Annotated in this window: 22 protein-coding genes; 20 read left to right on the top strand and 2 right to left on the bottom strand. The window is 63.5% G+C overall.

Annotated elements, in window-relative coordinates:
- Positions 1–11 precede the first annotated feature (11 nt).
- The 4 genes from AC27E8_RS07430 to AC27E8_RS07415 all read left to right on the top strand — a co-directional run bounded on the left by AC27E8_RS07430 (position 12) and on the right by AC27E8_RS07415 (position 4,077).
- A complete protein-coding gene (locus tag AC27E8_RS07430) occupies positions 12–725 on the top strand; it encodes a biosynthetic peptidoglycan transglycosylase (protein WP_237700063.1) in 714 nt (237 codons plus the stop codon).
- A 12-nt stretch (positions 726–737) separates the two neighbouring features.
- Positions 738–974: a biotin/lipoyl-containing protein gene (locus tag AC27E8_RS07425; RefSeq protein ID WP_014464380.1), complete on the top strand. Its 237-nt coding sequence runs from the start codon at positions 738–740 to the stop codon at positions 972–974.
- Positions 975–1,389: 415 nt separating this feature from the next.
- Positions 1,390–2,226, top strand: a complete 837-nt coding sequence (locus AC27E8_RS07420; RefSeq protein ID WP_487098672.1) for an AAA family ATPase — start codon at positions 1,390–1,392, stop codon at positions 2,224–2,226.
- A gap of 12 nt (positions 2,227–2,238) precedes the next feature.
- Positions 2,239–4,077 (top strand): vWA domain-containing protein, encoded by a 1,839-nt coding sequence (locus AC27E8_RS07415; protein WP_487098673.1) that lies wholly within the window; start codon positions 2,239–2,241, stop codon positions 4,075–4,077.
- Here AC27E8_RS07415 and AC27E8_RS07410 read toward each other — a convergent pair.
- Together AC27E8_RS07410 and AC27E8_RS07405 are read right to left on the bottom strand one after the other, a co-directional pair.
- Entirely contained in the window at positions 4,070–5,170 is a 1,101-nt protein-coding gene (locus AC27E8_RS07410) for a LysM peptidoglycan-binding domain-containing protein (RefSeq protein WP_487098674.1), read from the bottom strand. The genes AC27E8_RS07415 and AC27E8_RS07410 overlap by 8 nt on opposite strands.
- 78 nt (positions 5,171–5,248) lie before the next feature.
- Positions 5,249–5,452 carry a hypothetical protein gene (locus AC27E8_RS07405; RefSeq protein ID WP_041695167.1) on the bottom strand — a complete coding sequence of 68 codons (204 nt, stop codon included), beginning with the start codon at positions 5,450–5,452 and terminating at the stop codon, positions 5,249–5,251.
- A 241-nt stretch (positions 5,453–5,693) separates the two neighbouring features.
- On the opposite strand from AC27E8_RS07405, the gene AC27E8_RS07400 reads away from it, so the two are divergent.
- The 16 genes from AC27E8_RS07400 (at position 5,694) to AC27E8_RS07325 (ending at position 21,543) form a co-directional block, all read left to right on the top strand.
- Positions 5,694–6,710 (top strand): RluA family pseudouridine synthase, encoded by a 1,017-nt coding sequence (locus tag AC27E8_RS07400; protein WP_487098675.1) that lies wholly within the window; start codon positions 5,694–5,696, stop codon positions 6,708–6,710.
- Between the two features lie 34 nt (positions 6,711–6,744).
- Positions 6,745–7,806 carry a M42 family metallopeptidase gene (locus AC27E8_RS07395; RefSeq protein WP_487111412.1) on the top strand — a complete coding sequence of 354 codons (1,062 nt, stop codon included), beginning with the start codon at positions 6,745–6,747 and terminating at the stop codon, positions 7,804–7,806.
- On the top strand, positions 7,797–8,837 hold the full coding sequence (locus AC27E8_RS07390) for a M42 family metallopeptidase (protein WP_487098677.1): 1,041 nt from the start codon (positions 7,797–7,799) through the stop codon (positions 8,835–8,837). Before AC27E8_RS07395 ends, AC27E8_RS07390 begins: the two co-directional genes overlap by 10 nt.
- Positions 8,834–9,817 carry a zinc-binding metallopeptidase family protein gene (locus AC27E8_RS07385; RefSeq protein ID WP_487098678.1) on the top strand — a complete coding sequence of 328 codons (984 nt, stop codon included), beginning with the start codon at positions 8,834–8,836 and terminating at the stop codon, positions 9,815–9,817. The genes AC27E8_RS07390 and AC27E8_RS07385 overlap by 4 nt, the downstream gene beginning before the upstream one ends.
- A gap of 101 nt (positions 9,818–9,918) precedes the next feature.
- On the top strand, positions 9,919–11,076 hold the full coding sequence (gene aroC / locus AC27E8_RS07380; protein ID WP_487098679.1) for a chorismate synthase: 1,158 nt from the start codon (positions 9,919–9,921) through the stop codon (positions 11,074–11,076).
- Positions 11,073–12,164 (top strand): 3-dehydroquinate synthase, encoded by a 1,092-nt coding sequence (gene aroB, locus AC27E8_RS07375; RefSeq protein WP_487098680.1) that lies wholly within the window; start codon positions 11,073–11,075, stop codon positions 12,162–12,164. Before aroC ends, aroB begins: the two co-directional genes overlap by 4 nt.
- Entirely contained in the window at positions 12,161–12,529 is a 369-nt protein-coding gene (gene aroH, locus AC27E8_RS07370; protein ID WP_008341010.1) for a chorismate mutase, read from the top strand. The genes aroB and aroH overlap by 4 nt, the downstream gene beginning before the upstream one ends.
- Before the next feature lie 154 nt (positions 12,530–12,683).
- Complete coding sequence (gene trpD, locus AC27E8_RS07365; RefSeq protein WP_487098681.1) at positions 12,684–13,733, top strand: anthranilate phosphoribosyltransferase; 1,050 nt, start codon at positions 12,684–12,686, stop codon at positions 13,731–13,733.
- Complete coding sequence (gene trpC, locus AC27E8_RS07360) at positions 13,730–14,533, top strand: indole-3-glycerol phosphate synthase TrpC (RefSeq protein WP_487098682.1); 804 nt, start codon at positions 13,730–13,732, stop codon at positions 14,531–14,533. Before trpD ends, trpC begins: the two co-directional genes overlap by 4 nt.
- Positions 14,530–15,228 (top strand): phosphoribosylanthranilate isomerase, encoded by a 699-nt coding sequence (locus AC27E8_RS07355; RefSeq protein WP_487098683.1) that lies wholly within the window; start codon positions 14,530–14,532, stop codon positions 15,226–15,228. The genes trpC and AC27E8_RS07355 overlap by 4 nt, the downstream gene beginning before the upstream one ends.
- Positions 15,206–16,420 carry a tryptophan synthase subunit beta gene (trpB, locus tag AC27E8_RS07350; protein ID WP_487098684.1) on the top strand — a complete coding sequence of 405 codons (1,215 nt, stop codon included), beginning with the start codon at positions 15,206–15,208 and terminating at the stop codon, positions 16,418–16,420. Before AC27E8_RS07355 ends, trpB begins: the two co-directional genes overlap by 23 nt.
- The gene (trpA, locus tag AC27E8_RS07345; protein WP_487098685.1) at positions 16,404–17,207 is read left to right on the top strand and encodes a tryptophan synthase subunit alpha; all 804 of its coding nucleotides are present in this window, start codon (positions 16,404–16,406) and stop codon (positions 17,205–17,207) included. The genes trpB and trpA overlap by 17 nt, the downstream gene beginning before the upstream one ends.
- An 86-nt stretch (positions 17,208–17,293) precedes the next feature.
- On the top strand, positions 17,294–18,325 hold the full coding sequence (aroF, locus tag AC27E8_RS07340) for a 3-deoxy-7-phosphoheptulonate synthase (RefSeq protein WP_487098686.1): 1,032 nt from the start codon (positions 17,294–17,296) through the stop codon (positions 18,323–18,325).
- 6 nt (positions 18,326–18,331) lie between these two features.
- On the top strand, positions 18,332–19,177 hold the full coding sequence (locus AC27E8_RS07335) for a prephenate dehydrogenase (protein WP_487098687.1): 846 nt from the start codon (positions 18,332–18,334) through the stop codon (positions 19,175–19,177).
- Between the two features lie 210 nt (positions 19,178–19,387).
- Positions 19,388–20,836: a hypothetical protein gene (locus tag AC27E8_RS07330; RefSeq protein ID WP_487098688.1), complete on the top strand. Its 1,449-nt coding sequence runs from the start codon at positions 19,388–19,390 to the stop codon at positions 20,834–20,836.
- A gap of 134 nt (positions 20,837–20,970) precedes the next feature.
- Complete coding sequence (locus AC27E8_RS07325) at positions 20,971–21,543, top strand: YpiB family protein (protein ID WP_014464359.1); 573 nt, start codon at positions 20,971–20,973, stop codon at positions 21,541–21,543.
- Positions 21,544–21,548: the final 5 nt, after the last annotated feature.

Below are 21,548 nucleotides of genomic sequence, written 5' to 3'. Positions count from 1 at the left end.
GCGGTGAGCGATTGAGACGCGGTTTCAAGCGCGGGTGGATGCGGGCGCTTCTCGGCCTGGTGGCCTTCTGGGTCGGGCAGGACGTATACTTTCACACGTTGAATCCTATCGCCACGCGCGTGAGGCAGGCGGCGGCCGTGCGCATGCTCGACAAGCATGTGCATCCCATCCGGTACGGCCAAATCCCCGCCGTGTTTCGCCAGGCCGTGATCGCCACCGAGGACCGTCGATTCTGGTCCGATCCCGGCATCGATCCCATTGGGATTGTGCGAAGCGTCGTGGTGGATGTGGAGCGCGACGGCTACGTGGAAGGCGGGTCGACGTTAACGCAACAATTGGTCGACAACACGCTTCTGGGCAAGCAAAAAACGCTTCGGCGGAAGCTGCTGCAGGCGTGGTACGCCATCGGCCTGTACGACACCATGTCCAAGCAAGAGGTCTTCACGCTGTACACCAATGTCGTGTACTTTGGCCACGGCGCGTACGGGCTGTATAATGCCTGTGAGACGTATTTTGGCAAGCCGCCGTGGGATTGTAACGCGGGAGAGCTCACGCTCGTGGCCGGACTGCCGAACGCCCCCTCCGCATACGACCCGTTGACCCATTACGCCCTTGCGCGATCTCGTCAACAGGTGGTGCTGGAGAACATGGTGGACGACGGCCAGCTTTCGCCGTCTCAGGCGCAGGCCATATGGCGCGAGCCCATTGAACTTCGGGCGGATTGAAGGAGGGTTCACATGGTGGAGGTACGCCTGCCCCAACTGGGGGACAGCGTCACGAAGGCGGTCGTCACGTCCTGGCTGAAGGCGGAGGGCGACCGCGTCGAGAAGGACGAGCCGTTGCTTGAGGTGACGACGGACAAGGTGACCGTCGAAGTGCCCGCGGAAGTGAGCGGGGTGTTGAAGGAGATTGTCGCCAAAGAGGGCGATCACGTCCGCATGGACGATGTACTCTGCCGGATCGAGGAAGGTTGAATTCACTCGCGCCGGCGCGGTTTCGCAAAGTACACGATGAGAACGGCAGCGACGAATGCCACGATGAACCATGCAATGAATACCATGTCGTAGCCCCCAGCGCACCTCGGTTTCACGTTGCGCACTTAATCTTGCTCGCTGGGGCGCATTTCATGCGCTCGTCGCGCCACGGAAAACGGGCCGCCCGGCGGGGCGGCCTTTCCGCATGCTCAGCAGGTTGCGGGGGCGCCGTACGCGGGCACCAACAGGAAGAACAGCACGAAGATGATCAGAAACACGACGGCCCACTGCGTGTAGCTACCAAACACGCCGTACATATCAGCCACCTCCTCTTCGCGGTTCTGGCATATCGTACGCCACGTGAGATCCCCGCGCTAAGGACACGTGCCCGGATTCAGAAAGGAGTGAGGGACGCATGGACATCGACAGCGGCCGGGAGGCGCGGCTCACCAGCCGGGGTTCGCCGCGCTTTCTTGCGAATAGCCCCCACCTGGTGGACGACGCGGAAGCCGCGCTTCGGCTCGGCAAGCACCTGTTGCTGCGCGGTGCTACGGGGAGCGGCAAAACGCGCCTCGCCGAGGCGCTTGCGGAAAGGCTCGGCCTCGAGATGGAGTCTGTGAACTGCTCGGTCGATCTCGACTTAGAGGCCCTTCTTGGCTATCGGACGCTCGGGATTGCCGAAGGCAGAACCGTCGTTGAATACGTCGAAGGCCCCGTCATTCGGGCGATGCGGCTCGGCCGTATGCTGTACATCGACGAGCTCAACGTCGCTCGGCCCGAGGTCCTGCCCGTTTTGCACGGTGCACTCGACCACCGCCGTCAACTGACCAATCCGCTGACTGCCGAACTGGTGGAAGCCCACCCGAACTTCTGCGTGATTGCGGCCATCAACGAGGGGTACGCCGGCACCTCGCCCCTCAACGAAGCCCTGCTGAACCGTTTCGTCGTATTCGACGTGCCCTACGTCCAGGGCGACGTGCTGGCAGAATTGATTCGCGAGGCCACCGCGCTATCGAGCCGAGATCACGTCGAACGGTTCGTTCGCCTGTCGGCCGATCTGGTCCGGGCAAGCGAAGTCGGGGAACTCCCTGTCGAAGCCGCGTCCATTCGCGCTCTTTTGGACGCGTGCGACCTCTCGACACAGATGCCGCCCCTGCGGGCGATTCGCTATGCCATCGCCGGCAAACTCAGCGATCCGCGGGAACAGGATCTGGTCATGGAACTCGCGTCGAGCTATTTTGGCGGCGCATAGGGAGGCGGGCGGATGTTTCGTTTTACGAGTCCATACGAGGACGAGCCTTCGCTCTCGCTGTACACCGGCCTCGCTCGCGCTCTGTCGCGCGACGCCCGCCTTTGTTGCAGGTATGGCCGCCTCTCAAGCATCAACCTCGCGACAGGTGTCATTGAGTTGCCCGATGCGTACCGGACCGCAAGTGGGGCGGAACGGCGGGCGCTTGAGCGCGCCGAGGTGTACCTGCGCGCTGGAGGTAGCGCTCGGCTGACCGATGTGGCGGCCCTGTTCGGCGCGCGCCGCGAGTCGGAGAGATGCCAAGCCCCGAAGCTTGCTTGGCAATGGCTTATGACCGTCGAGGACGCGCGCCTGATGTTCTGGCTTTCTCGAGAGCGGCCACGCGTCGCAAGGCTCTTCGCCAAGCGAATGGCCTTTCATCGCAGCCGCGTCCGAAGGCAGGCCGCATGGAGATCTCGAGACGGTGGCCGGATCGACATCGCCGAGTGCGTCTACTTGGAACTGTTGGCGGAACTTCTCGGGCGCTCGAAGAGCGTGCGCAGTGCGCTCTCAGGCGACACCCTTCTCGCTGCCGCGTGGGCCGCGGATCGCCTAAGCGAGACGATGGCGCGGCGGAGCGTGGAAGATTTGGCCGAGATCTGGTTGGATCTCGCCCCGGGAGCCTCCCGCGACACGGCAGATCTGGAGGGCTTTCCTACGCCCTCGCGATCACGCCATGCGCTTCGCCACAGTGAGCCCGCCGAAGGCGCGTCGAATCCGCGCGTGGAGATCTGGACGCGACCCCGGGACGAGGAACGCGGAGCCTTGCTCCAGGGACCGGCGAAAACGGGCTCCCGCGCGGCGCCGACCGCTCGAGCGGGGCGGCTTGGTGACGATGACGTCGCGCAGGTGGGACGAACGGCATTCGCTCGCCTGTCAGGCCCGCCGCGGCGCAGCCACACTCGCGGGGAACACGAGGGACGACTGGAGGTCGACGAGGCGCCTCGCGCCGAACAGGGGCTGGATGCGGACTACGCCATCCGAGAACGCGGCTACGTTCCCCCGACGCCTGAGGCTCAAGACTGGCTTCGGTCCGTGCGCCGCGCGCAGGCGCGGGATCGACGTCGGCTTCACAGCCTCCTCGCGAAATATCTTGAGCGCCGCCGAGCTTGGGGAGGCGGGTTGTCGCGCCATGGGCGCACGCTGAAGCACGTGGAGCGCGTGGCGTTCGAGCCGTATCCGCGCGTGCTGGCGAGAAAAGAGCGGCCTCTGGCGCACGACGCAGCCGTGCAGATCCTCATCGACGTCTCGGGCTCCATGGAACTGTACCTGCCCGCGTGCAAAGAAGCCGTTGTGATGCTCGGGGATGTGTTGCGCGCACTGGGCGCGTCGTTTGGCGTCTCGGCCTATTGGGAAGACGATGCTCCGATGGGCGCTTCGCGCCTGGAGACGGTCATCTGGGACGTCGTTCCGTTTGAAAAGTCGCGCGATCCCGGCGCGCTCGCCGCGGTTTGGGCGCTTCGACCGGAACTGGACAATCGGGATGGCGCGGCGATACGGCACGTCGCAGCGCGCCTGGCGCGGTTTGCGGAGGCGTCGAAATGGTTGGTTTTGGTGAGCGATGCGAGGCCGGCTGCCGAGGGATACGAGGGAGGCTACGAGGACACGCGGCGCGCGGTGGCAGAGGTCCGCGCTCGGGGTATCAAGGTCGTGCACCTCGTCGTGGCGAGCGATGTGGATGCGGCCCTCGTCGACGCCGTGCGTTACCTGTACGGGCACGCGTTCGCCATCGCGAGAACGCCCAACGACGTGCCACTGGCGATGGAGCGCGCGCTCAAGCAGATTTTGCGCGGGGCCATCTCCGCCGTCAGGTGACTGCCAAGTGCAGGACGTCCTCGACGTAGCTCGCCGAGTGATTGTACGTCCAGATGGCGTAGTACGGATCTGAACTGAATCCTTCCCGGTGCAGCATGTTCGCGGCCGAGTAGATGGCGTCCTCGACGTTGTGGATGTTCGCAACTTTATGGCCTGGGGCAGGGACCCCGAAGATGGCAAAGGTCGATGGCATGAACTGCATAGGTCCGATGGCGCCGGCGTACGATTCGATGTCGCCGTCCGTGCTGAAATCCGTCTCGACTTTGTGGATGGCGGCGAGCACAGTCCAGGGAATGTCGTACTTGGCGCCGGCCGCCTTGTAGATAGGGATCAGCCAAGACGGTGCTTCGCGCAACAGCACGCTTTGTGCCTGCGATCCGCCGAAGGCGCTGGAAGGCTCGATGACGAGCCGTTGGCCGGGATAGATGGCCGTTTGGGTCAGGTGATTCGCGCTGCAGATGGCGGAAATCGAGACGCCAAAGATGTTCGAGATCTCCCAAAGCGAGTCCCCCGGTTGGACCGTGTAGGTCAGGCTCGGCACGAGAGGCGAGGAACTCGCTTTCGGCGACTTCGGCAACGCGAACGGGCGGTGAACGCCCGCGGGCAGACGCAATACCTGTCCCACTCGAAGAACTGTGGAGTGAAGGTGGTTATCGCGCATCAATTCCGCCACGGTCGTGTGATGGGTTTCGGCAATGCTCCACAGGCACTCCCCTGCGTGGACGCGCAGGAGCGTCGTTCGAACGGGCTTCTTCGCCACCGCGCTCGCACCGCGAAGGTGGACGGCGGATGCGTGGCGCATCTCCGCGTGCCGCATCTCCACCTGAACCATCGGGGCACTCATCGGACGGTGCACGAGGTGGACGTCGAGCGCGCCCGTGTGGGACGGCTCCGCCGAAGGCGCGCGGTTTGCCGTCCATTCCACTCGCGGCAAGAGCGAGAGGCTCGAGGAGCGCTCGGGCGCTGTGCGGGCGTCGACGACGGGGGCCACGGTTTCCGGCGCCCGGTTCGCTCGGTCGCCCGTCCAGAGTCCGACGGCAGCGACAAACGCGAGGGCTCCGGCCATGAGGGCTTGCCAACGGCGGCCAAACATTCGCATCTCCCCTTTGACACAGCCTCGCGGCCTGTTTTATGGAGAGATGTACGCGCTCGAGGGGACAAGTATGACAAGCTAGTCGGACCGATGACTCCATTCGACGGCTTCGAGCAACAGCCCGGCGAGTTGCTCCGCATCAAGCGGGCAGAATTCCATCTGTACATCGTGGTCCGGTCCAAGGATTTGAATGATATAATCGCACCCGTGAGCGCAGGGCGACGTATGCCAAACCGCGGCTTCGCGGCCAACCACTCGGTAGGTGTAAGGGACGTTGGACATGCTGAAAGCACCTCTTTTTCGGGCGAACGAGCCCATCTTTGTTATGGCCCGTTCGCATACGGCGCAAACGCCGCATAGGGCAAGGTCGCGCCGAGAAAGTTAAAATGAGGTGAGTTGGCATGCGCACCCTGGATAAGTTGCTGTATGCAGCGGTACTCGGCGGTCTCGTCGCCATCGGCGTGGCGTACCTGTACTTCTCTGTGCGCCACCTCGGCCTGTGACGTGTAGGGGGTGGGAACGGTTGTTGGAGGAATACGTGGTGCCAAGCGACCTCGCGGGTCGGCGCTTGTCGTCCGTGCTGAGCGGGCGGCTCGGCATGTCCCGCAGGATGCTCCGGCGCATCATTCAGGCGGGTGGATTTTATGTGAACGGAGAACCGGTCTACCTGTCGGTCATTGTGCAGGACGGCGATCGCGTCACCTGGGAACGGCCGGAGGAGGAGGTCGCGGTCGAGCCCGAGGATATCCCGCTCGAGATCTGTTACGAAGACGATGACGTGATCGTCGTCAACAAGCCTGCGGGTATGTTGACGCATCCGTCTCCGCACGAGCGCCGCGGATCGCTTCTAGCTGCTGCCGCACACTACCTTCGCGATAGCGGCGGCGTGCCACACGCCGTCCACCGGCTGGACAAGTACACGTCGGGTGCAGTTCTCATCGCCAAACACGCGCACGCGCACCATCAGTTGGATCGCGCCCTTCGCCAAGGGCTCGTCGACAGGCGCTACGTAGCCATCGTCTACGCACCCGAGGGCTGTGAAACCGGGCGGTGGATCACGTTTGTGGACGGCTTGGCGCCGAACCCGCACCGCCCGTCGCGGCGCATCGTCGTGCCCCCCGAACGGGGGGATCGCGCGGTCACCCACGTTCTCCCGCTGGTGCAGGCTGGGCCGCTCGCGCTGGTGGCACTCGTCCTCGAGACTGGCCGGACCCATCAGATCCGGGCCCAGATGGCCTATCACGGCATGCCCCTTGTGGGCGATCGCGACTACACGTACGCGCTCGCCAACCGGCGCGATCCGCTGGGGCAAGCTTCGTTTTACGAAAAGGCATTTGGCCGCCAGGCACTTCACGCCTACGCGCTGTCGTGGCCGCGCGTCGAAGACCGCGTGATGTGCAAGGTTCGCGCGCGTGTCGCCGACGATATGCGCGAACTCTGGCAAACCGTGGCCGGCCGAGATGACATCGAAGCGTGGTGCGACAAGGCACAGGATGTGGAGCCGCCGGGCGATCCCATCTACGGCCCCATGGACGCCTGAACGGAATGGCGTGCGGCATGAGGAGGTGTCACCTTTGTCCAAGTACATGAGCGTGTTCAAGCAGCTGCTCGAAGCGCACGGCGGGCCAGGCTTCGAGGAGGACGTGCGCAACCTCATTCTCCCTCATCTATCGGAATATGCGACGGAGATGTGGACCGACCCGCTCGGCAACCTCGTCGGCCTCATCCCGGGTGCGGGTGAAGGCAAGCGGCCGCGGGTGCTCGTGTCTGCGCACATCGATGAAATCGCGCTCGTCGTCACCCGCATCGAATCGGGCGGATTTCTCCGCGTCGCGCAGGCGGGGGGATTTGATCCGCGAGCGCTCGTCGGGCAAGAGGTCTTGGTTCACACCCAAAGCGGCCAGGTCTGGGGCGTCATTGGGGCCAAACCGCCGCACCTCACGCCGCCTTCCGAGCGGTCGAAAGCCGCGAAACTCGAAGATCTGTACATCGATCTCGCCCTCCCCGAGGAGGAAGTTCGCGCTCGCGTCCGCGTGGGCGATCGCGTCACACTTCGCCGCGCGCCCGTCGATCTCCTGAACGGCCGGATCGCGGGCAAATCGGTCGACAACCGGGCAAGCGCGGCGGTTCTGCTCGAGGCGCTCGCCTTGCTGAAAGGCATGGTGCACCACGCGGATCTCTACGCCGTGTTCACGGTGCAGGAGGAAGTCGGCTTGCGAGGGGCCAGAACAGCCGGATTTGGACTCGCGCCGGACATTGCCATCGCCGTCGACGTGACTTTCGGGGCGTTTCCTGGGCAGGCGCCCGATGAGTCATTTCCGCTCGAGGGCGGCGTCGCCATCTCCTTTGGCCCCAACCTCCATCGGCGCGTGTTTCGGCGGCTCGTGGACTGCGCCGAACGGCATCGGATCCCGTATCAAATCGAGCTGTCGCAGAGGCCAGTGGGCGCGGACGCCAACGCATTTCAAATCGCCGGCCCCGGCCTCGCGGCAGCGCTCATTGGTCCGCCGATACGGTACATGCACACGTCGGTCGAAACCGTCGCCTACGACGACATATGGCAGTGCGCGCGACTTCTTGCCCACTATGTGGCCGAGGTGGACGCTCTGCAGGTGGAGGAGTTGACATGTTACTGAAGGAACTCACGGAGGCCTTTGGCCCGACGGGGTTTGAAGACGAGGTGCGCGGCGTGGTGCGCCGCGAGCTCGACGCGATGGGGCTGTCGGTGCGCACGGACGTCCTGGGGAATGTCATCGCGTCCACGGGAGAACACCATCCCGGGCCGCGCGTGATGCTCGACGCGCACATGGACGAGGTGGGCCTCATGGTGACCCACATCGGCGAAGGCCGAGAAGACGGCGGGCTGCTTCGGTTTCGACCGCTTGGCGGCGTGGATCCCCGGGTGCTCGTGTCCAAGCCAGTGCTCGTTGGCGAGCGTCGTATTCCCGGCGTGATCGGCGCCAAACCGGTTCACTTGCAGCAGCCGAGCGAACGCGAGAAGCCCATCCCCATGGAGAAGCTGTACATCGACATCGGCGCCCGCGACGCGGACGACGCCAGGCGCCACGTGAAACCAGGCGATCCGGTCGTGTTCGCCACAACATACGAGGAGCTTCCGCACCGGATGGCGAAGGCGAAGTCGTTTGACGATCGCGTCGGCTGTTACATCCTGCTCGAAGCATTGCGCCGGTGGAAGGGCGCTCTGCCGGTGTTTGGCGCGTTCACCGTGCAGGAGGAGATTGGCCTGCGTGGCGCGCACGCGGCGGCGTATCAGATTCAGCCCGACATCGCCATCGCGCTCGAAGGCACCGTGGCCCACGACGTCGTCGGCACGCCCGCGCACGGTCAGTCGACGGTGGTGGGCAAGGGCCCGGCCATCACGGTGCAGGACGGGCAGACCGTGGCAAATCGGCGCTTCGCCGAATTCCTCTGGGAGACGGCGAAGGCGCGCAACATTCCGGTGCAGTGGCGCCGAGTCAAGGGCGGAACCAACGATTTTGGCGCCATTCACCGCGTCGGCAAAGGGGTGCTGGGCGGGGCCATCTCGGTGCCCGTGCGGTACATCCACGCTCCGACGCAGGTGGTGTCGCTCGACGATGTGATGCATGCCATCGATCTCGTGGTCGCGGTACTCGACGAGATCGCAAAGGGAGGATTTCGGCCATGAGGGACTGGGTGATGCGGTTGATGGACTTCGTTGCGCCGAGCGGGAGTGAGGCGGCCGTGGTCCAGGCGCTCTTGGATCACGTCCGAGACGCGGCGGACGAGACCTGGGTGGACGCGCTTGGCAACGGGATGGCGCGAAAGCGGGGCGAGGGGCCTCACCTCATGCTGGCCGCGCACGTCGACGAGCCAGGCATCATGGTCATGGACATCGACGACCGCGGTTATCTTCACGTGGTCTCCGTCGGAGACGTGCAGGCGCGCGAGTGCGTCGGACGGTTGGTCCGTTTCACCAATGGCACGGAGGGGCTCGTCCACGCAGATCCGTCGGCAAAGGGCGATCTCGACTTTGACGCTCTGGTCGTCGACGTCGGGGCGCAATCGCGCGAAGAGGCCGAGCGCATGGCGCCCATTGGAACAGCCGGTGCGGTACACGTTCCGCATGTGACGTGGGGAGATGACATGGTGACGGGGCGCGCCGTCGACAACCGCCTGGGGTGCGCTGTTGCCGCGGAGGTGTTTCGCAAGCTCGCCGCAAGAGGGTTGAACGTAAGTATCGCGTTCACGGCGCAGAACGCGGTTGGGGCCAGGGCCGCGCAGGCTGCGGCCTTTCAGCTCGAGCCCCAGTACGCACTCGTGATAGACGGCGTGACAGCAGACGACGTGTGGCAAGATGACCCGGCCGTATCGTTGGGCAAGGGACCCGTTCTGAAGGTAATGGATCGCGCGACCGTGGTGCCGCTCGAGGGCAAGCGCGCCGTGGAAAGAGCGGCGGATGGATTACACCTGGCGCTTCAACACGAGGTGTCGCGCGATGCATGGAGCGACACGGGCGCGATTCAACTGGCAAAGACGGGTTGTATGGCCATCGGGCTCGGGTATCCCGTGCGTCGCGCGGGCGCTTTCGCCGCGACGGCGGACGTGTCGGACGCGAAGCGTCTGGTGGATCTCGCCGTGGCGACGGCGGAGACTCTCTTGGGCTGATGCGAGGGGCGGGCGCGTGGCCCGCCTCGAGTATGTTATACTACCGGTAATTCGCAGAGACGAACGCTTATGGGAGAGAGCAGGAAGTGGAGGGGCAGCCTTTGTTGCGTTACTTGTCGGCAGGAGAATCGCATGGTCCGGCCTTGACCGTGGTGATTGACGGCTTTCCGAGCAACGTGACCATCCGCAAAGAGAAAATTGACGAACAATTGCGACGGAGGCAGCAGGGCTATGGCCGCGGCTACCGCCAGCAGATCGAGTCGGACGAGGTGCAAGTGACGAGCGGGATTCGCTTCGGGAAGACGCTCGGCACGCCTATCACGCTCGTCGTCCAGAATCGAGACTTCAAGAATTGGTCGGCGAAGATGGCGCCGTTTGGCGACAAGCCGGAAGATCTGAAGGAAGTGTACCGGCCGCGGCCAGGGCACGCCGATCTCGCCGGGGCCATCAAGTACGATCACGAGGACATCCGCAACGTCCTCGAGCGCGCGAGTGCGCGCAACACGGCAACGCTCGTGGCGGCTGGCGCGCTCGTGCGACAACTCTTGGAGCACTTTGGCATCCGTATCGCGGCGCACGTCGTCGAGTTGTGCGATGTCAAGGCGTCCCAATTTCCGGACACGCTCGAGGAGCTCGAGGCGCGCGCGAATGCCTCTCCCGTGCGGTGCGCGGACGAGGCGGCGGCCGAACGCATGATGGCGCGCATCGACGAGGCCAAGGCGGCCGGAGACACGGTGGGCGGCATCTTCGAGGTGATTGTGCGCGGCTGTCCCATTGGGCTCGGCAGCTACGCGCAGCCGGATCGCAAGCTGGATGGGAGGCTCGCCGGAGCCCTGATGAGCATCCAGGCCATCAAAGGTGTGGAAATTGGGCTCGGATTTGAAGCGGCCCGGCGCATGGGCTCGAAGGTCCACGATCCCATTTTGTACGACGGCACGCGTTACATCCGCTCGCACAATGGCGCGGGCGGACTCGAGGGCGGCGTCACCAACGGGGAAGACATCGTCATCCGGGCCGCCATGAAGCCCATCAGCACGCTGTACAATCCGCTTCCGAGCGTGAACATGAAGACCAAGGAGCCGGAACCCGCGGCTATTGAGCGCTCCGACATCTGCGCACTCCCGGCCGCCTCGGTCGTCGGGGAAAACGTGGTCGCCTGGGTCATCGCGGAGGCGTTCCTGGAGAAGTTCGGCGGAGACTCGCTCGAGCAGATTGAGGATGCCTTTCGTGCGTACCAGGCGCGGGTGAGCCAACGATGATCCGGCTGGAGGTGCAAAGTTCTCAGGGCGCCTACCCCGTTCTCGTCGACGCGGGCGCCAGGCGCTTCTTGCCCGGGCTGCTGGAGGAATTGGGGCTTGCCGGCCGGAAGTTGGCGCTCATCACGGACGAGATCGTGCAACGGACGCCGTTTGTCGACGAAGTCGCCGGCGCAGTGCGGGAGGTGGGGCGCGAGCTCTTTGTGCTCGCGTTTCCCGCTGGCGATGCGCACAAGAATCTCGCCACTGCGGTCGAACTGTACCGGGGCCTCATTCGGCGCGGCGTTCGCCGAGGGGACGTCATCCTGGCCGTGGGTGGCGGCGTGGTAGGCGATCTGGCCGGGTTCGTGGCGGCGACGTATTTGCGCGGCGTTCCCTATGTGCAAGTCCCCACCACATTGCTCGCGCACGACAGCGCCATCGGTGGCAAAGTGGGGGTCAATCTCGAGGAAGGCAAGAACCTCGTCGGCGCGTTTTATCCCCCACGGGCGGTGTTGTTTGACACCGAGGCGCTGTGCACCCTCGATGCGCGGCAGTGGAGCAACGGAATGGCGGAGGTCATCAAACACGCCATCATCGCAGACGCCGCCTTATTTGGCCAGCTTGAAGCGAATCCCTTGACGGGTCTTGGCGATCCGGCTGCGTTTGCGGATACCCTTGCGCGAGCCATGCGCGTCAAGGTGGACGTCGTGAACCGGGACGAGCGAGAGACTGGGCTCAGGCAGGTGCTCAACGTCGGTCACACCGTGGGGCACGCGGTCGAGCAGTATTCGGGGTATACCTTGGGCCACGGGGAGGCCGTGGCCATCGGACTCGTGGTCGAAGCCGTCATCGCTGTGCAGCGCGGACTTCTGTCTCTCGCCGATGCCGCGCGGATCAAGACGGTGCTCGAACGGCACCATTTGCCCGTTCGTCCGCCTTACGCGGACGTGGAGGCCGTGCTCCGCCTGATGGCGGTCGACAAAAAGCACACGCATGAGGGGTGGACGTTCGCGCTGCCTACCGCCATCGGCCGGGTGGAGATCTGTAAGGTTCAGCCCGACGAGGTGAGACAGGCCTACGAAGAGGTAAGGGAGGGACACCGTCCATGAAGGTGCGAGGACTGCGCGGAGCCACGACGGTGGCCCGCAACGATCGAGACGAGATCCTGAGGGCGACTCGCGAGCTGATGGAGGAAATTGTCCGCGCCAACGACATCGACGTGGACGACGTGGCGAGCGTGATTCTGACCATGACGCCCGATCTGAACGCGGCATTTCCGGCGTTTGCTGTTCGGCAACTTCCGGGCTGGCAATGGGTGCCCTTGATGTGCGCCACGGAGATCAACGTGCCGGGCTCGTTGCCTCGGAGCATTCGCGTGTTGGTGCATCTGAACACCGACAAGCGACAAGATGAACTGGTCCACGTGTACTTGGGCGAAGCTGTGCAACTGCGGCCCGACATCGCGACGCGATGAACGTCATCCCTCTCTGCCCAACTTTCGCGCCTTTGGTTGACGAATGCGACGGGGGCGGCTAACATAGTCATAACAGCTCTGTGGACGTCAGTCGAGCTGAGTTGAGGTAGAGGAGTGCGCCGTTCTGCGGCGCTGAGGTGAGAGGAGTCGAGTTATGAAGGATTTGGTTCGGGAAGTCGTTGCTGCTGTTGTGGCAGGTAAAATATTGGATGAAGCGACAGCAGAAGCTTTTCTTAGCGCATGGATGGATGGCGGCGTGTCGCCCGTCCAGGCGGCCGCGCTCATCAGCGTGATGGCGTACCGCGGGGAACAATCCCCGGAGATTGCCGGTTTCGCGCGGGCGATGCGGAGCCATGCGGTTCGCTTGGAAGCCCCTGAGGGTACCCTGGATACGTGTGGTACGGGGGGCGATGGCCAACATACCTTCAACATTTCCACAGCCGTCGCGTTCGTCGCCGCGGCGGCGGGCATTCCCGTGGCCAAGCACGGCAATCGAGCGGCTTCGAGCCGCAGCGGCAGTGCCGACGTGTTGCAGGCGCTTGGCGCCGTAATCGATCTGCCCGTGCCGGCCTCGGAGAGGCTGCTTCGAGAAACGGGCCTGTGTTTTCTGTTTGCCCAAGTGTATCACCCTGCGATGAAGGCCGCGGCCCAGGTGCGAAAGGAACTTGGGTTCAGGACCATCTTCAACATTCTCGGCCCCTTGACGAACCCCGCCGGCGCCAAGCGCCAAATCCTCGGCGTCTTCCACGAACGTCTCGTCCCGATTGTCGGCGAAGCGCTGGCGACCCTCGAATCCCAGCATGCGCTGGTGGTCCATGGCGCAGACGGACTGGACGAACTTTCTCTGGCCGGCCCGTCGCTGGTCGCGGAGGTCAAAGACGGCGTGGTTCGCTCGTATCGGCTTACCCCCGAAGACGTAGGACTTCAGTCGGCGCCCATCGATGCGGTGCGCGGCGGATCGCCTGAGGAGAACGCCGAGATCGTCCGCCGCGTTCTCGCGGGTGAAGAACGCGGGCCGAAGCGCGACATCGTCCTCTATAACGCGGGAGCGGCCCTGTACGTGGGCGGCAAGGCGGCGTCCGTGCGCGAAGGCGTGGCACTGGCTGCTGAGATGATCGACGCTGGGCGGGCACTTGCGACGCTGGATGCGTTCGTCGAGGGCTCGCGCAGGCTCGCGAGCATGGAGGAGGCGGTGAGCCCGTGAGCACCATCTTAGACCGGATTCTCGAGACCAAGCGCCGAGAAGTGGAAGCGTTGCACGATCGCGTCGTTCGTGAAGGGCCTTTTCCGGAACGAACGGACCCGTTTCGCTCGCTGGCTCAGGCGTTGCGCGAGGCTCGCCGTCTTTGTGTCATCGCGGAAATCAAGCGCAAGAGCCCGTCCAAAGGCGTGTTCCAGGCGAGCGTGGATCCCGCCGAGCGCGCCAAGGTGTACGAGCAGGGCGGCGCTTGCGCCATCTCCGTCTTGACGGACGAGACGTATTTTCATGGGGCGCTTGAAGATTTGCGAGCAGCCCGCTCGGCAGTCCAACTTCCCGTGCTGCGCAAGGACTTCGTGATTGACGAGGTCCAGATAGATGAGGCGGTTTCGGCAGGGGCGGATCTCCTGTTGCTGATCGCCGCGGCCATGCCCGAGCAACGTTTGGTTGAATTGTCCAGGTACGCGCGCAATCGGGGACTTGAGGTGCTGCTTGAAGTGCATGGCGAGGAGGAGGTGGAGGCCGCTTTGGCGGCCGAGCCGACCTTGATTGGCATCAACAATCGCGATCTGCGGACCTTCGAGGTGGATCTCGCCACGTCGGAGCGGGTCCTGCGGCGGCTGCCCGAAGGGACGCTCGCCATCGCCGAGAGCGGCATCATGGGCCGAGACGATGCCCTGCGCATGGCGTCTGCGGGCGCGAGGGGGATTTTGGTCGGTGAACTTCTGATGCGCCACGCGGATCTCGCATCCGTTCGAGCGCAGGTGGCGGATTTATGTGTCCCGCTTGAGGCGGTGGCGAAGTGAGGAATCTTCCGCTTTTGAAAATCTGCGGCCTTCGGCCGGGCGATGATCTGTCGTTTCTTCGCCATCCCGCCGTCACGCACGTGGGCGTCGTGTTGGTCCCGGCGTCCAGGCGCTACGTGACCCCAGACGAGGCGGGCGATCTCGTCCGGACGGCAAAGCGCATTCGCCCCGATGTGACGACTGTTGCCGTGGTCTCGGGCGGATTGCCTCAAGAAATCGGCGAGGCCGTGAAGCGGGCGGGTGTCGACGTGGTGCAACTGCATGGCGGGGAGCCTCGGGACGTAGCTGAGTGGCTTCGCGAAGCTGGGTTTCGGGTGTGGCGAGCGGTCGCGTTCGATCCCGGAGACGATGTGATTTCTTTTCTGGATACCCTGAGGGCGCATACGTCTTCCGCAGATGCCATCCTGTTCGATGCGAAACCGCCATTGGACGCGAAGCCCGGCGTCACGGGCGGGCACGGTCGAGCGTTCGACTGGGATCGTTTGGCCGAGATGGCGCAGGCGTTCACGTTCGAATGGTGGGTCGCAGGCGGAATCACGCCGGAAAACGTTCGGGACCTCCTGCGCCGGGCGCGGCCAGACGGCATTGACGTGTCTTCGGGCGTGGAAGTTGGCGGGCGGAAGGACGTCCGCCGCATTGAGCAGTTGATCCAGGCGATGGAGGCGTGGGGCCATGAGTCATTATCCATATCCTGATGAAACGGGGCGATATGGCGCGTTTGGCGGGCGTTACGTCCCGGAGACGCTCATGTCAGCTCTCCTCCAATTGGAACGCGATTACCTGCGCCTCTCGCGCGACGAATCGTTTCAAGCGGAACTGAAGTATTATCTTGAGCAATACGCGGGCAGGCCGACGCCGCTCTATTACGCGGAGCGCCTGACCAAGCACCTTGGTGGGCCGAAGATCTACCTCAAGCGGGAAGACCTGAATCACACCGGCGCGCACAAGATCAACAACGCCATCGGTCAAGCGCTGCTTGCGCTTCGGACAGGGAAGCGGCGCGTGATCGCCGAGACGGGCGCGGGCCAGCACGGGGTCGCGACGGCGACGGTGGCCGCGCGGTTTGGCCTGGAATGTACCGTGTTCATGGGCGAAGAGGACATGCGCCGGCAGGCACTGAACGTGTTTCGGATGCGGATGCTCGGCGCCGAAGTGGTGGCGGCCACCTCAGGGACGAGGACGCTGAAGGACGCCACGAATGAAGCCATTCGCCACTGGGTCGCTCACGTGGACGACACGCACTACATCATTGGGTCCGTGGTGGGCCCTCACCCGTATCCGATGATCGTTCGCGATTTTCAGCGGGTGATTGGGGATGAGGCGAAGGCGCAGATCCTTCAGCAGGAAGGTCGCTTGCCGACCAGCGTGGTGGCGTGCGTCGGTGGCGGATCGAATGCTATGGGGATCTTTTACCCCTTTATTGAAGACGAGGGCGTGGAGCTCATCGGCTGTGAAGCCGCGGGACGCGGGCTGGAGACGCCCTATCACGCGGCGAGCATCGCGCGAGGGCGCCCGGGCGTGTTGCACGGAGCAAAGACCATGCTATTGCAGGATGAATACGGCCAGGTCCAACCCGCCCATTCCATATCAGCGGGACTCGATTACCCCGGTATCGGCCCTGAGCACGCGCATCTGGCTGCCACGGGGCGCGCCACGTATGTGCCGGTGACGGACGAGGAAGCCCTCGAGGCGTTCTTTCTTTTGTCGAAGCTCGAAGGCATCATTCCGGCGCTCGAGAGCGCACACGCCATCGCGTATCTGATGCGGGAAGCGGATCGGTACAGTTCTGATGACGTCGTCGTCGTCTGCCTCTCCGGCCGCGGCGACAAAGACGTCGAACAGGTGGCCGCTCGGGAGGGAGATGAAACGCATGGATCGCATCCGTGAGGCGTTTCGAACCGGTCATAAACTGCTCATTCCCTTTATCGTAGCGGGCGATCCGGATTACGAGCGCTCTCTCCAGATTGCGAGCGCCATTTTGGATGCCGGGGCGGACATGCTCGAAATCGGTTTTCCGTATTCCGATCCGTTGGCCGACGGCCCAGTCATTCAGGCGGCCGCGGTACGTAGTCTGAAGCAAGGCACGCGCCTCGTAGACTGCCTTCGCTTGGTGCACGACGTTCGGGCGCAATCGCCGAAGCCTCTCGTCGCGTTCACGTACGTCAATCCCCTTATCCAGTATGGAGCGGAGCGCTTTTTCAGCGAACTCGCGGCTGCCGGCGGGGATGGTGTCATTGTTCCAGACGTGCCGCTTGAGGAGGCGGGAGAGGTGGCGGCCGCGGCCGAGGCGCATGGCATTCAGTTCATCCCGCTCGTCGCGCCGACGTCGGGAGAGGAGCGAGTTCGCGCGATTGTCCGAGCGGCGCGAGGCTTTGTGTACTGCGTCTCGTCGCTCGGCGTGACGGGCGAGCGCCAGCAGGTGTCACGGCAGGTGCGCGAACTCGTTCGTCTCGTCCGCAAGCACACTGATCTGCCTGCCTGCGTGGGATTTGGCGTGAGCCGCCCCGAGCACGTGCGCGAGATCGCGGAATTCGCGGACGGCGTGATTGTGGGCAGTGCCTACGTGCGGCGCATCGGCGACGCGCTCGAGGAGCAGCGCGATCCCGTCCAAGCGGTGCGCTCGTTCACCGAACAGCTCAAACAAGCGGCGATGGAGTCCACCCTTCCGCGCTGACGGGATTGTCCTCTTTCGCCGATTGTGATAGACTTTTCAAATCATTTGAAGGGTACAAAAAAGAATGCTTGGAGGAGAGAGAAACCATGATCGTGGTCATGAAGGAGGGCGCGTCGCAGTCGGACATCGATCGCGTGATGGAGTTGCTCAAGAGCAAAGGACTTGGGGCCCATCTGTCGGTCGGCGTGGAGACGACCGTCATCGGCGTGATCGGCGCGAAGGAGAAGGTGCATGAGCTCGGCATCGAGACGTTGCCGGGCGTGGAGAAGTTGGTGACGGTGAGCTATCCGTTCAAGCTCGCGAGCCGCCCCTTCCATCCCGACGACACCCGAATTGAGATCCGCGGACACGTCGTCGGCGGGCCGGAGCCGACGCTCATCGCGGGTCCGTGTTCCGTGGAGACGCGCGAAGGGCTGTTGGAGATTGCGCGCGCTATCAAGCGAAGTGGGGCCCACATGTTGCGAGGAGGCGCGTTCAAGCCGAGATCGTCCCCGTACTCGTTCCAAGGGCTCGGCGAAGAAGGCCTGAAGTACCTGGCGGACGCACGTGAAGAAACGGGGCTTGCCATCGTGTCGGAGGTCATGGAGCCGGGCCTAGTGCCGCTCGTGGCCGAGTACGTCGACGTTCTTCAGATCGGCGCACGCAACATGCAAAACTTTCCACTCCTCAAGGCCGTGGGCCGGACTGGCAAGCCGGTGTTGCTGAAGCGTGGCTTTTCCAACACCATCGAAGAGTGGCTCATGTCGGCCGAATACATCATGGCCGAGGGAAACCCGAATGTCATTCTCTGTGAGCGCGGGATCCGGACATTTGAGACGTACACGCGCAACACGCTGGACCTGAACGCCGTGCCCGTGGTGAAGCACTTGTCTCATCTTCCAGTTCTCGTGGACCCGTCACACGGCGTGGGTCACGCTCGCTACGTAACGGACATGGCGAGGGCGGGGATCGCGGCAGGCGCACACGGCGTGATTGTCGAGGTGCACAAGGATCCGACCCAGGCGTGGTCGGACGGCAACCAGACCATCACGCTCGAGGAATTCGATCAACTTGCGCACCAGGTGCGGGCCATCCATCAGCTAATGAAGACGTTTGAGCCCGCTGCCAGCTTGGTGTGAGAGGCCATGGCGTTGAAACGCGTGCTCATCGTGGGGGCGGGACTCATCGGCGGGTCGATGGGCCTCGCCCTTTCTCGTCGGTTGCCGCATCTTGAGATCGATGCGATGGAGGTCAACCCCATCTATCGCGAACAGGCTGCAGGACTCCGCGCGTTTCGCCACGTGTGGCACGCGCTCGAGAGCGCGCCCTCGGATTACGATCTCGCCGTGCTTGCCGTGCCGGTCGACGCCGCCATCCATCTGCTTCCGCGCGTGCGCGGCAAAGCCTCGTGGGTGATGGACGTCTGCAGCGTCAAGCGCCCGATGGTGGAGGCGATGGATCGGGTCCTCGCCGGATCGCGCGGCATCCCGTCCCATCCGATGGCGGGCAAGGCGCAGGCGGGACCGCTCGGTGCGGACGAGGCCTTGTTCGAAGGAAAGCCCTGGGTTTTTCTCGAGACACATCGTCCGCCCGGGGAGGTCGAGGAACTCGTTGGCCGCCTCGGCGCCCGCGTCGTTCGCGTTCCAGATGCCGAAGATCACGACCGGCTGATGGCTGACGCGAGTCACGGCATTCATCTCGCGAGCCAGTGCGCGGTACTTGCCGCGGAGACAGACCCGGCGGCCATCGCCGAAATCGCAGGTCCCGCCTTTTGGGATGTGACGCGATTAGCGTCCTCGCCTTCGGAGTTCTGGATTCAGACGCTCGGCGCCAATCGCCATCACGTCATCGCCTGGCTGCAACGTTTTGAAGCGGTGGCCCGTTCCTTCCGCACAGCGCTCGAGCGAGGGGATCCTTCGGAGGTCAAGATTCTGCTAGAAGAGGCGAAGCGGCGGCGCGAACGAGCGGACGAGGCGAGAAACACGGAGTAATCTGAAAAATCGGAGCAGATGTGGTATTGACAGCGTTTACAGAGCGGTGTATGATTCAAGTCGAAGGGTGTTATGTTCTGATTTCTCTCCACTCCTAGCAGAATCTCCTGTGTTGGGAATTCGCCGCGCGCGAGTTCCCTCTTTTTTTTATTTTGCCGGTTAGCCGAGCAGCAGGGTGTTCTAAAAAGATGTTGATAAGGATAAGATTTCATGTCTCTGGGCATGCTAGGCGAAAACGGTGCGGAGGGAAGCCGCATGCGCCTGAACGAATGCCTGAACCACGCGTCCGTCCCCACGCTCCAACGGATTGCAAGATCTCTTCAAGTCGCCTGTATCCCGTACTCGAAGCTCGACCTTCTACAATCGATCCTGGAGGCGTGGTTGGATCCCGCCATACGCCAAGCCATGGTTCACCGATGGTGTACGGAGTGGGATGCGGCCATGAGGCGGATCGTGCTGCAGCCTCGTCACGCTTTTGCGCGCGAGGAGATGTCGTCTCTCCTCGCTCCTTATGGCGACGAGGCCATCGAACGCGCGCTCGGAGCCGGGTGGTTGTACGTTCATCCGGATCCTGGAACGAAATTTCCGCTGGTTGTGCCTATCGATGTTCAAGAGGCGTGTCATGCCTATTACGTGGCGGAATGGCGCGCGCAGGTCGCGAAGCGCCTGGATGATCCGACTTATGTGCGCGACGAGGAGGACGCCATCCTGACCGATCTCGAGACGCTCGTCGCCTACGTGCGGGATCACGACGTCCGCCTCACCACCACCGGTGCCATGTACAAACGAAACATCGAGCAATTGATGCAGCTGTTCGAAGTGGAGGAAGCGCTCGAGCTGCCGCGATGGAGGTTCGGATACGGCAAGCGTACGTTCGCATACCCGGACCGTCTCGCGCTGATCTACGACTTCGCCTGTGACGAGGGCGTGATCGTCGAGCAGGATGGCCGTGTGGAAGTCGACGAGGCGCGCTGGATGGCGTGGAAGTCGCGCCTGACGATGGTGAAGTTGCGGCGTTTCCTTCGCCACTACGTCGCGAGCTATCGGGGGCCCATTCCTCGCTTGGCCGACGTATTGCGGCTCATCCGCCGCCTGGGTGGGGACTGGATCCATCTGGCTTCGCTGTACGAGTTATGCCTCCCCTTTCTGAACGCGTTTTATTACGATTCGACCGAGGACGTTTGGCGAACGCGGATCGTCAAAATGCTCGTTCACCTGGGTGTCGCCAGAATTGGTTCCGATGGGCCAGAATCTCCTCCGCAGTGGTTTCAAACGACCGAACTCGGTCAAGAATTATTATCACAAGGCGACGCGGAGTCGACCGCCGACCTGACCGAACGCCGGCCGGCGCTCGTCGTGCAGCCCAATTTCGAACTGGTCGTCGTGTCGCCCGATCCGCGCCTGGAGGAAACCATCGCTCCGTTTGTGGAACGGATTCCGTCCGACGGGGTCCGCGCCTACCGAGTCCTGGCGCACACCATCGCGCGTGGTTTACAGGAAGGTCACGACTTCGACGCGTGGCGCGCCTTCGTAATCCGGCATTCGCTGTACGGCATCCCGCAAAATGTCGAGCGGATGCTCGCTCGTTGGGTCGCTGCCGCGCGCGGAGAGACCCTGGCTGAGTCCGAACGTGCAAAGCCGGGTGAGTCGTGGGCGTAGAGTCCAGAACGGAAAAACACACCGGGTGCAGGAAAAGCGAGCTCGTTCACAGAATACAATGAACACACAATTCGAAACTTGCGGATGCTCGCTGGACGCTTCCGAGACCTCGGGAAGCAGGGAGGAGAATGGCTATGGGAACCACCGTGAGCGTCGCTGAGAAGAAGCATTTCCTGCGCTGGTTTCTAGCCAACTACCGATTGCAGAGCCGTGAAGCCGAGATGTTGCTGCGCTACATGATGTCGCGCGAAAACATCCTCGAGCGCGTTCACTTTGTAGACAATTTCCGCCAATTTTCGCGCGTCATCGTGGTGTCGACTACCTGCGTGCACGTCGCGCCTTTTCGGTACTATCGGCGCAACAAGCCGGTGACCACCGATGTCGAGCAAGCGTTTATGGACTTGTATCAGCACCCGGACGAGGACATCTACGTGGGGCTGTTCTTTAAGGACCGAAGCACCTGCCCCGAATTCGCGTCGGTCCTCGAAGAACCTGCGCGGCCGGATTTGGACCCTGCCATCCGGGAGATGCTGTCCGTCCAGGCGGACCTCGTCATCGAGCAGGCGCTGCGGGCGTACCGGCGTGAACAACTCATGCGGGCGGTCGACGCGGCGCTGGACGCCGGAGACAAGCGCGCCTTTCTCGCGGCGAGCGAACGGCTCATCCAGTTCGATCGCGGCGAATTCCTCGAGGACTCTCCCGCCTGACCTGC

This window comes from Alicyclobacillus sp. CIJ1 (assembly GCF_057538885.1).
This window is presented reverse-complemented; position numbering and strand designations above follow the sequence as displayed.

Excerpts from the sequence above, each read along its gene's own strand:
- AC27E8_RS07410 (WP_487098674.1), bottom strand. The coding sequence starts at position 5,170 with ATGTTTGGCCGCCGTTGGCAAGCCCTCATGGCCGGAGCCCTCGCGTTT.
- trpA (WP_487098685.1), top strand. The coding sequence starts at position 16,404 with ATGGATCGCATCCGTGAGGCGTTTCGAACCGGTCATAAACTGCTCATT.
- AC27E8_RS07390 (WP_487098677.1), top strand. The coding sequence starts at position 7,797 with ATGTTACTGAAGGAACTCACGGAGGCCTTTGGCCCGACGGGGTTTGAA.
- AC27E8_RS07405 (WP_041695167.1), bottom strand. The coding sequence starts at position 5,452 with ATGTCCAACGTCCCTTACACCTACCGAGTGGTTGGCCGCGAAGCCGCG.
- aroF (WP_487098686.1), top strand. The coding sequence starts at position 17,294 with ATGATCGTGGTCATGAAGGAGGGCGCGTCGCAGTCGGACATCGATCGC.
- trpD (WP_487098681.1), top strand. The coding sequence starts at position 12,684 with ATGAAGGATTTGGTTCGGGAAGTCGTTGCTGCTGTTGTGGCAGGTAAA.
- AC27E8_RS07425 (WP_014464380.1), top strand. The coding sequence starts at position 738 with ATGGTGGAGGTACGCCTGCCCCAACTGGGGGACAGCGTCACGAAGGCG.
- AC27E8_RS07335 (WP_487098687.1), top strand. The coding sequence starts at position 18,332 with ATGGCGTTGAAACGCGTGCTCATCGTGGGGGCGGGACTCATCGGCGGG.
- AC27E8_RS07325 (WP_014464359.1), top strand. The coding sequence starts at position 20,971 with ATGGGAACCACCGTGAGCGTCGCTGAGAAGAAGCATTTCCTGCGCTGG.
- aroH (WP_008341010.1), top strand. The coding sequence starts at position 12,161 with ATGAAGGTGCGAGGACTGCGCGGAGCCACGACGGTGGCCCGCAACGAT.
- AC27E8_RS07415 (WP_487098673.1), top strand. The coding sequence starts at position 2,239 with ATGTTTCGTTTTACGAGTCCATACGAGGACGAGCCTTCGCTCTCGCTG.
- AC27E8_RS07330 (WP_487098688.1), top strand. The coding sequence starts at position 19,388 with ATGTCTCTGGGCATGCTAGGCGAAAACGGTGCGGAGGGAAGCCGCATG.
- AC27E8_RS07420 (WP_487098672.1), top strand. The coding sequence starts at position 1,390 with ATGGACATCGACAGCGGCCGGGAGGCGCGGCTCACCAGCCGGGGTTCG.
- aroB (WP_487098680.1), top strand. The coding sequence starts at position 11,073 with ATGATCCGGCTGGAGGTGCAAAGTTCTCAGGGCGCCTACCCCGTTCTC.
- AC27E8_RS07385 (WP_487098678.1), top strand. The coding sequence starts at position 8,834 with ATGAGGGACTGGGTGATGCGGTTGATGGACTTCGTTGCGCCGAGCGGG.
- trpB (WP_487098684.1), top strand. The coding sequence starts at position 15,206 with ATGAGTCATTATCCATATCCTGATGAAACGGGGCGATATGGCGCGTTT.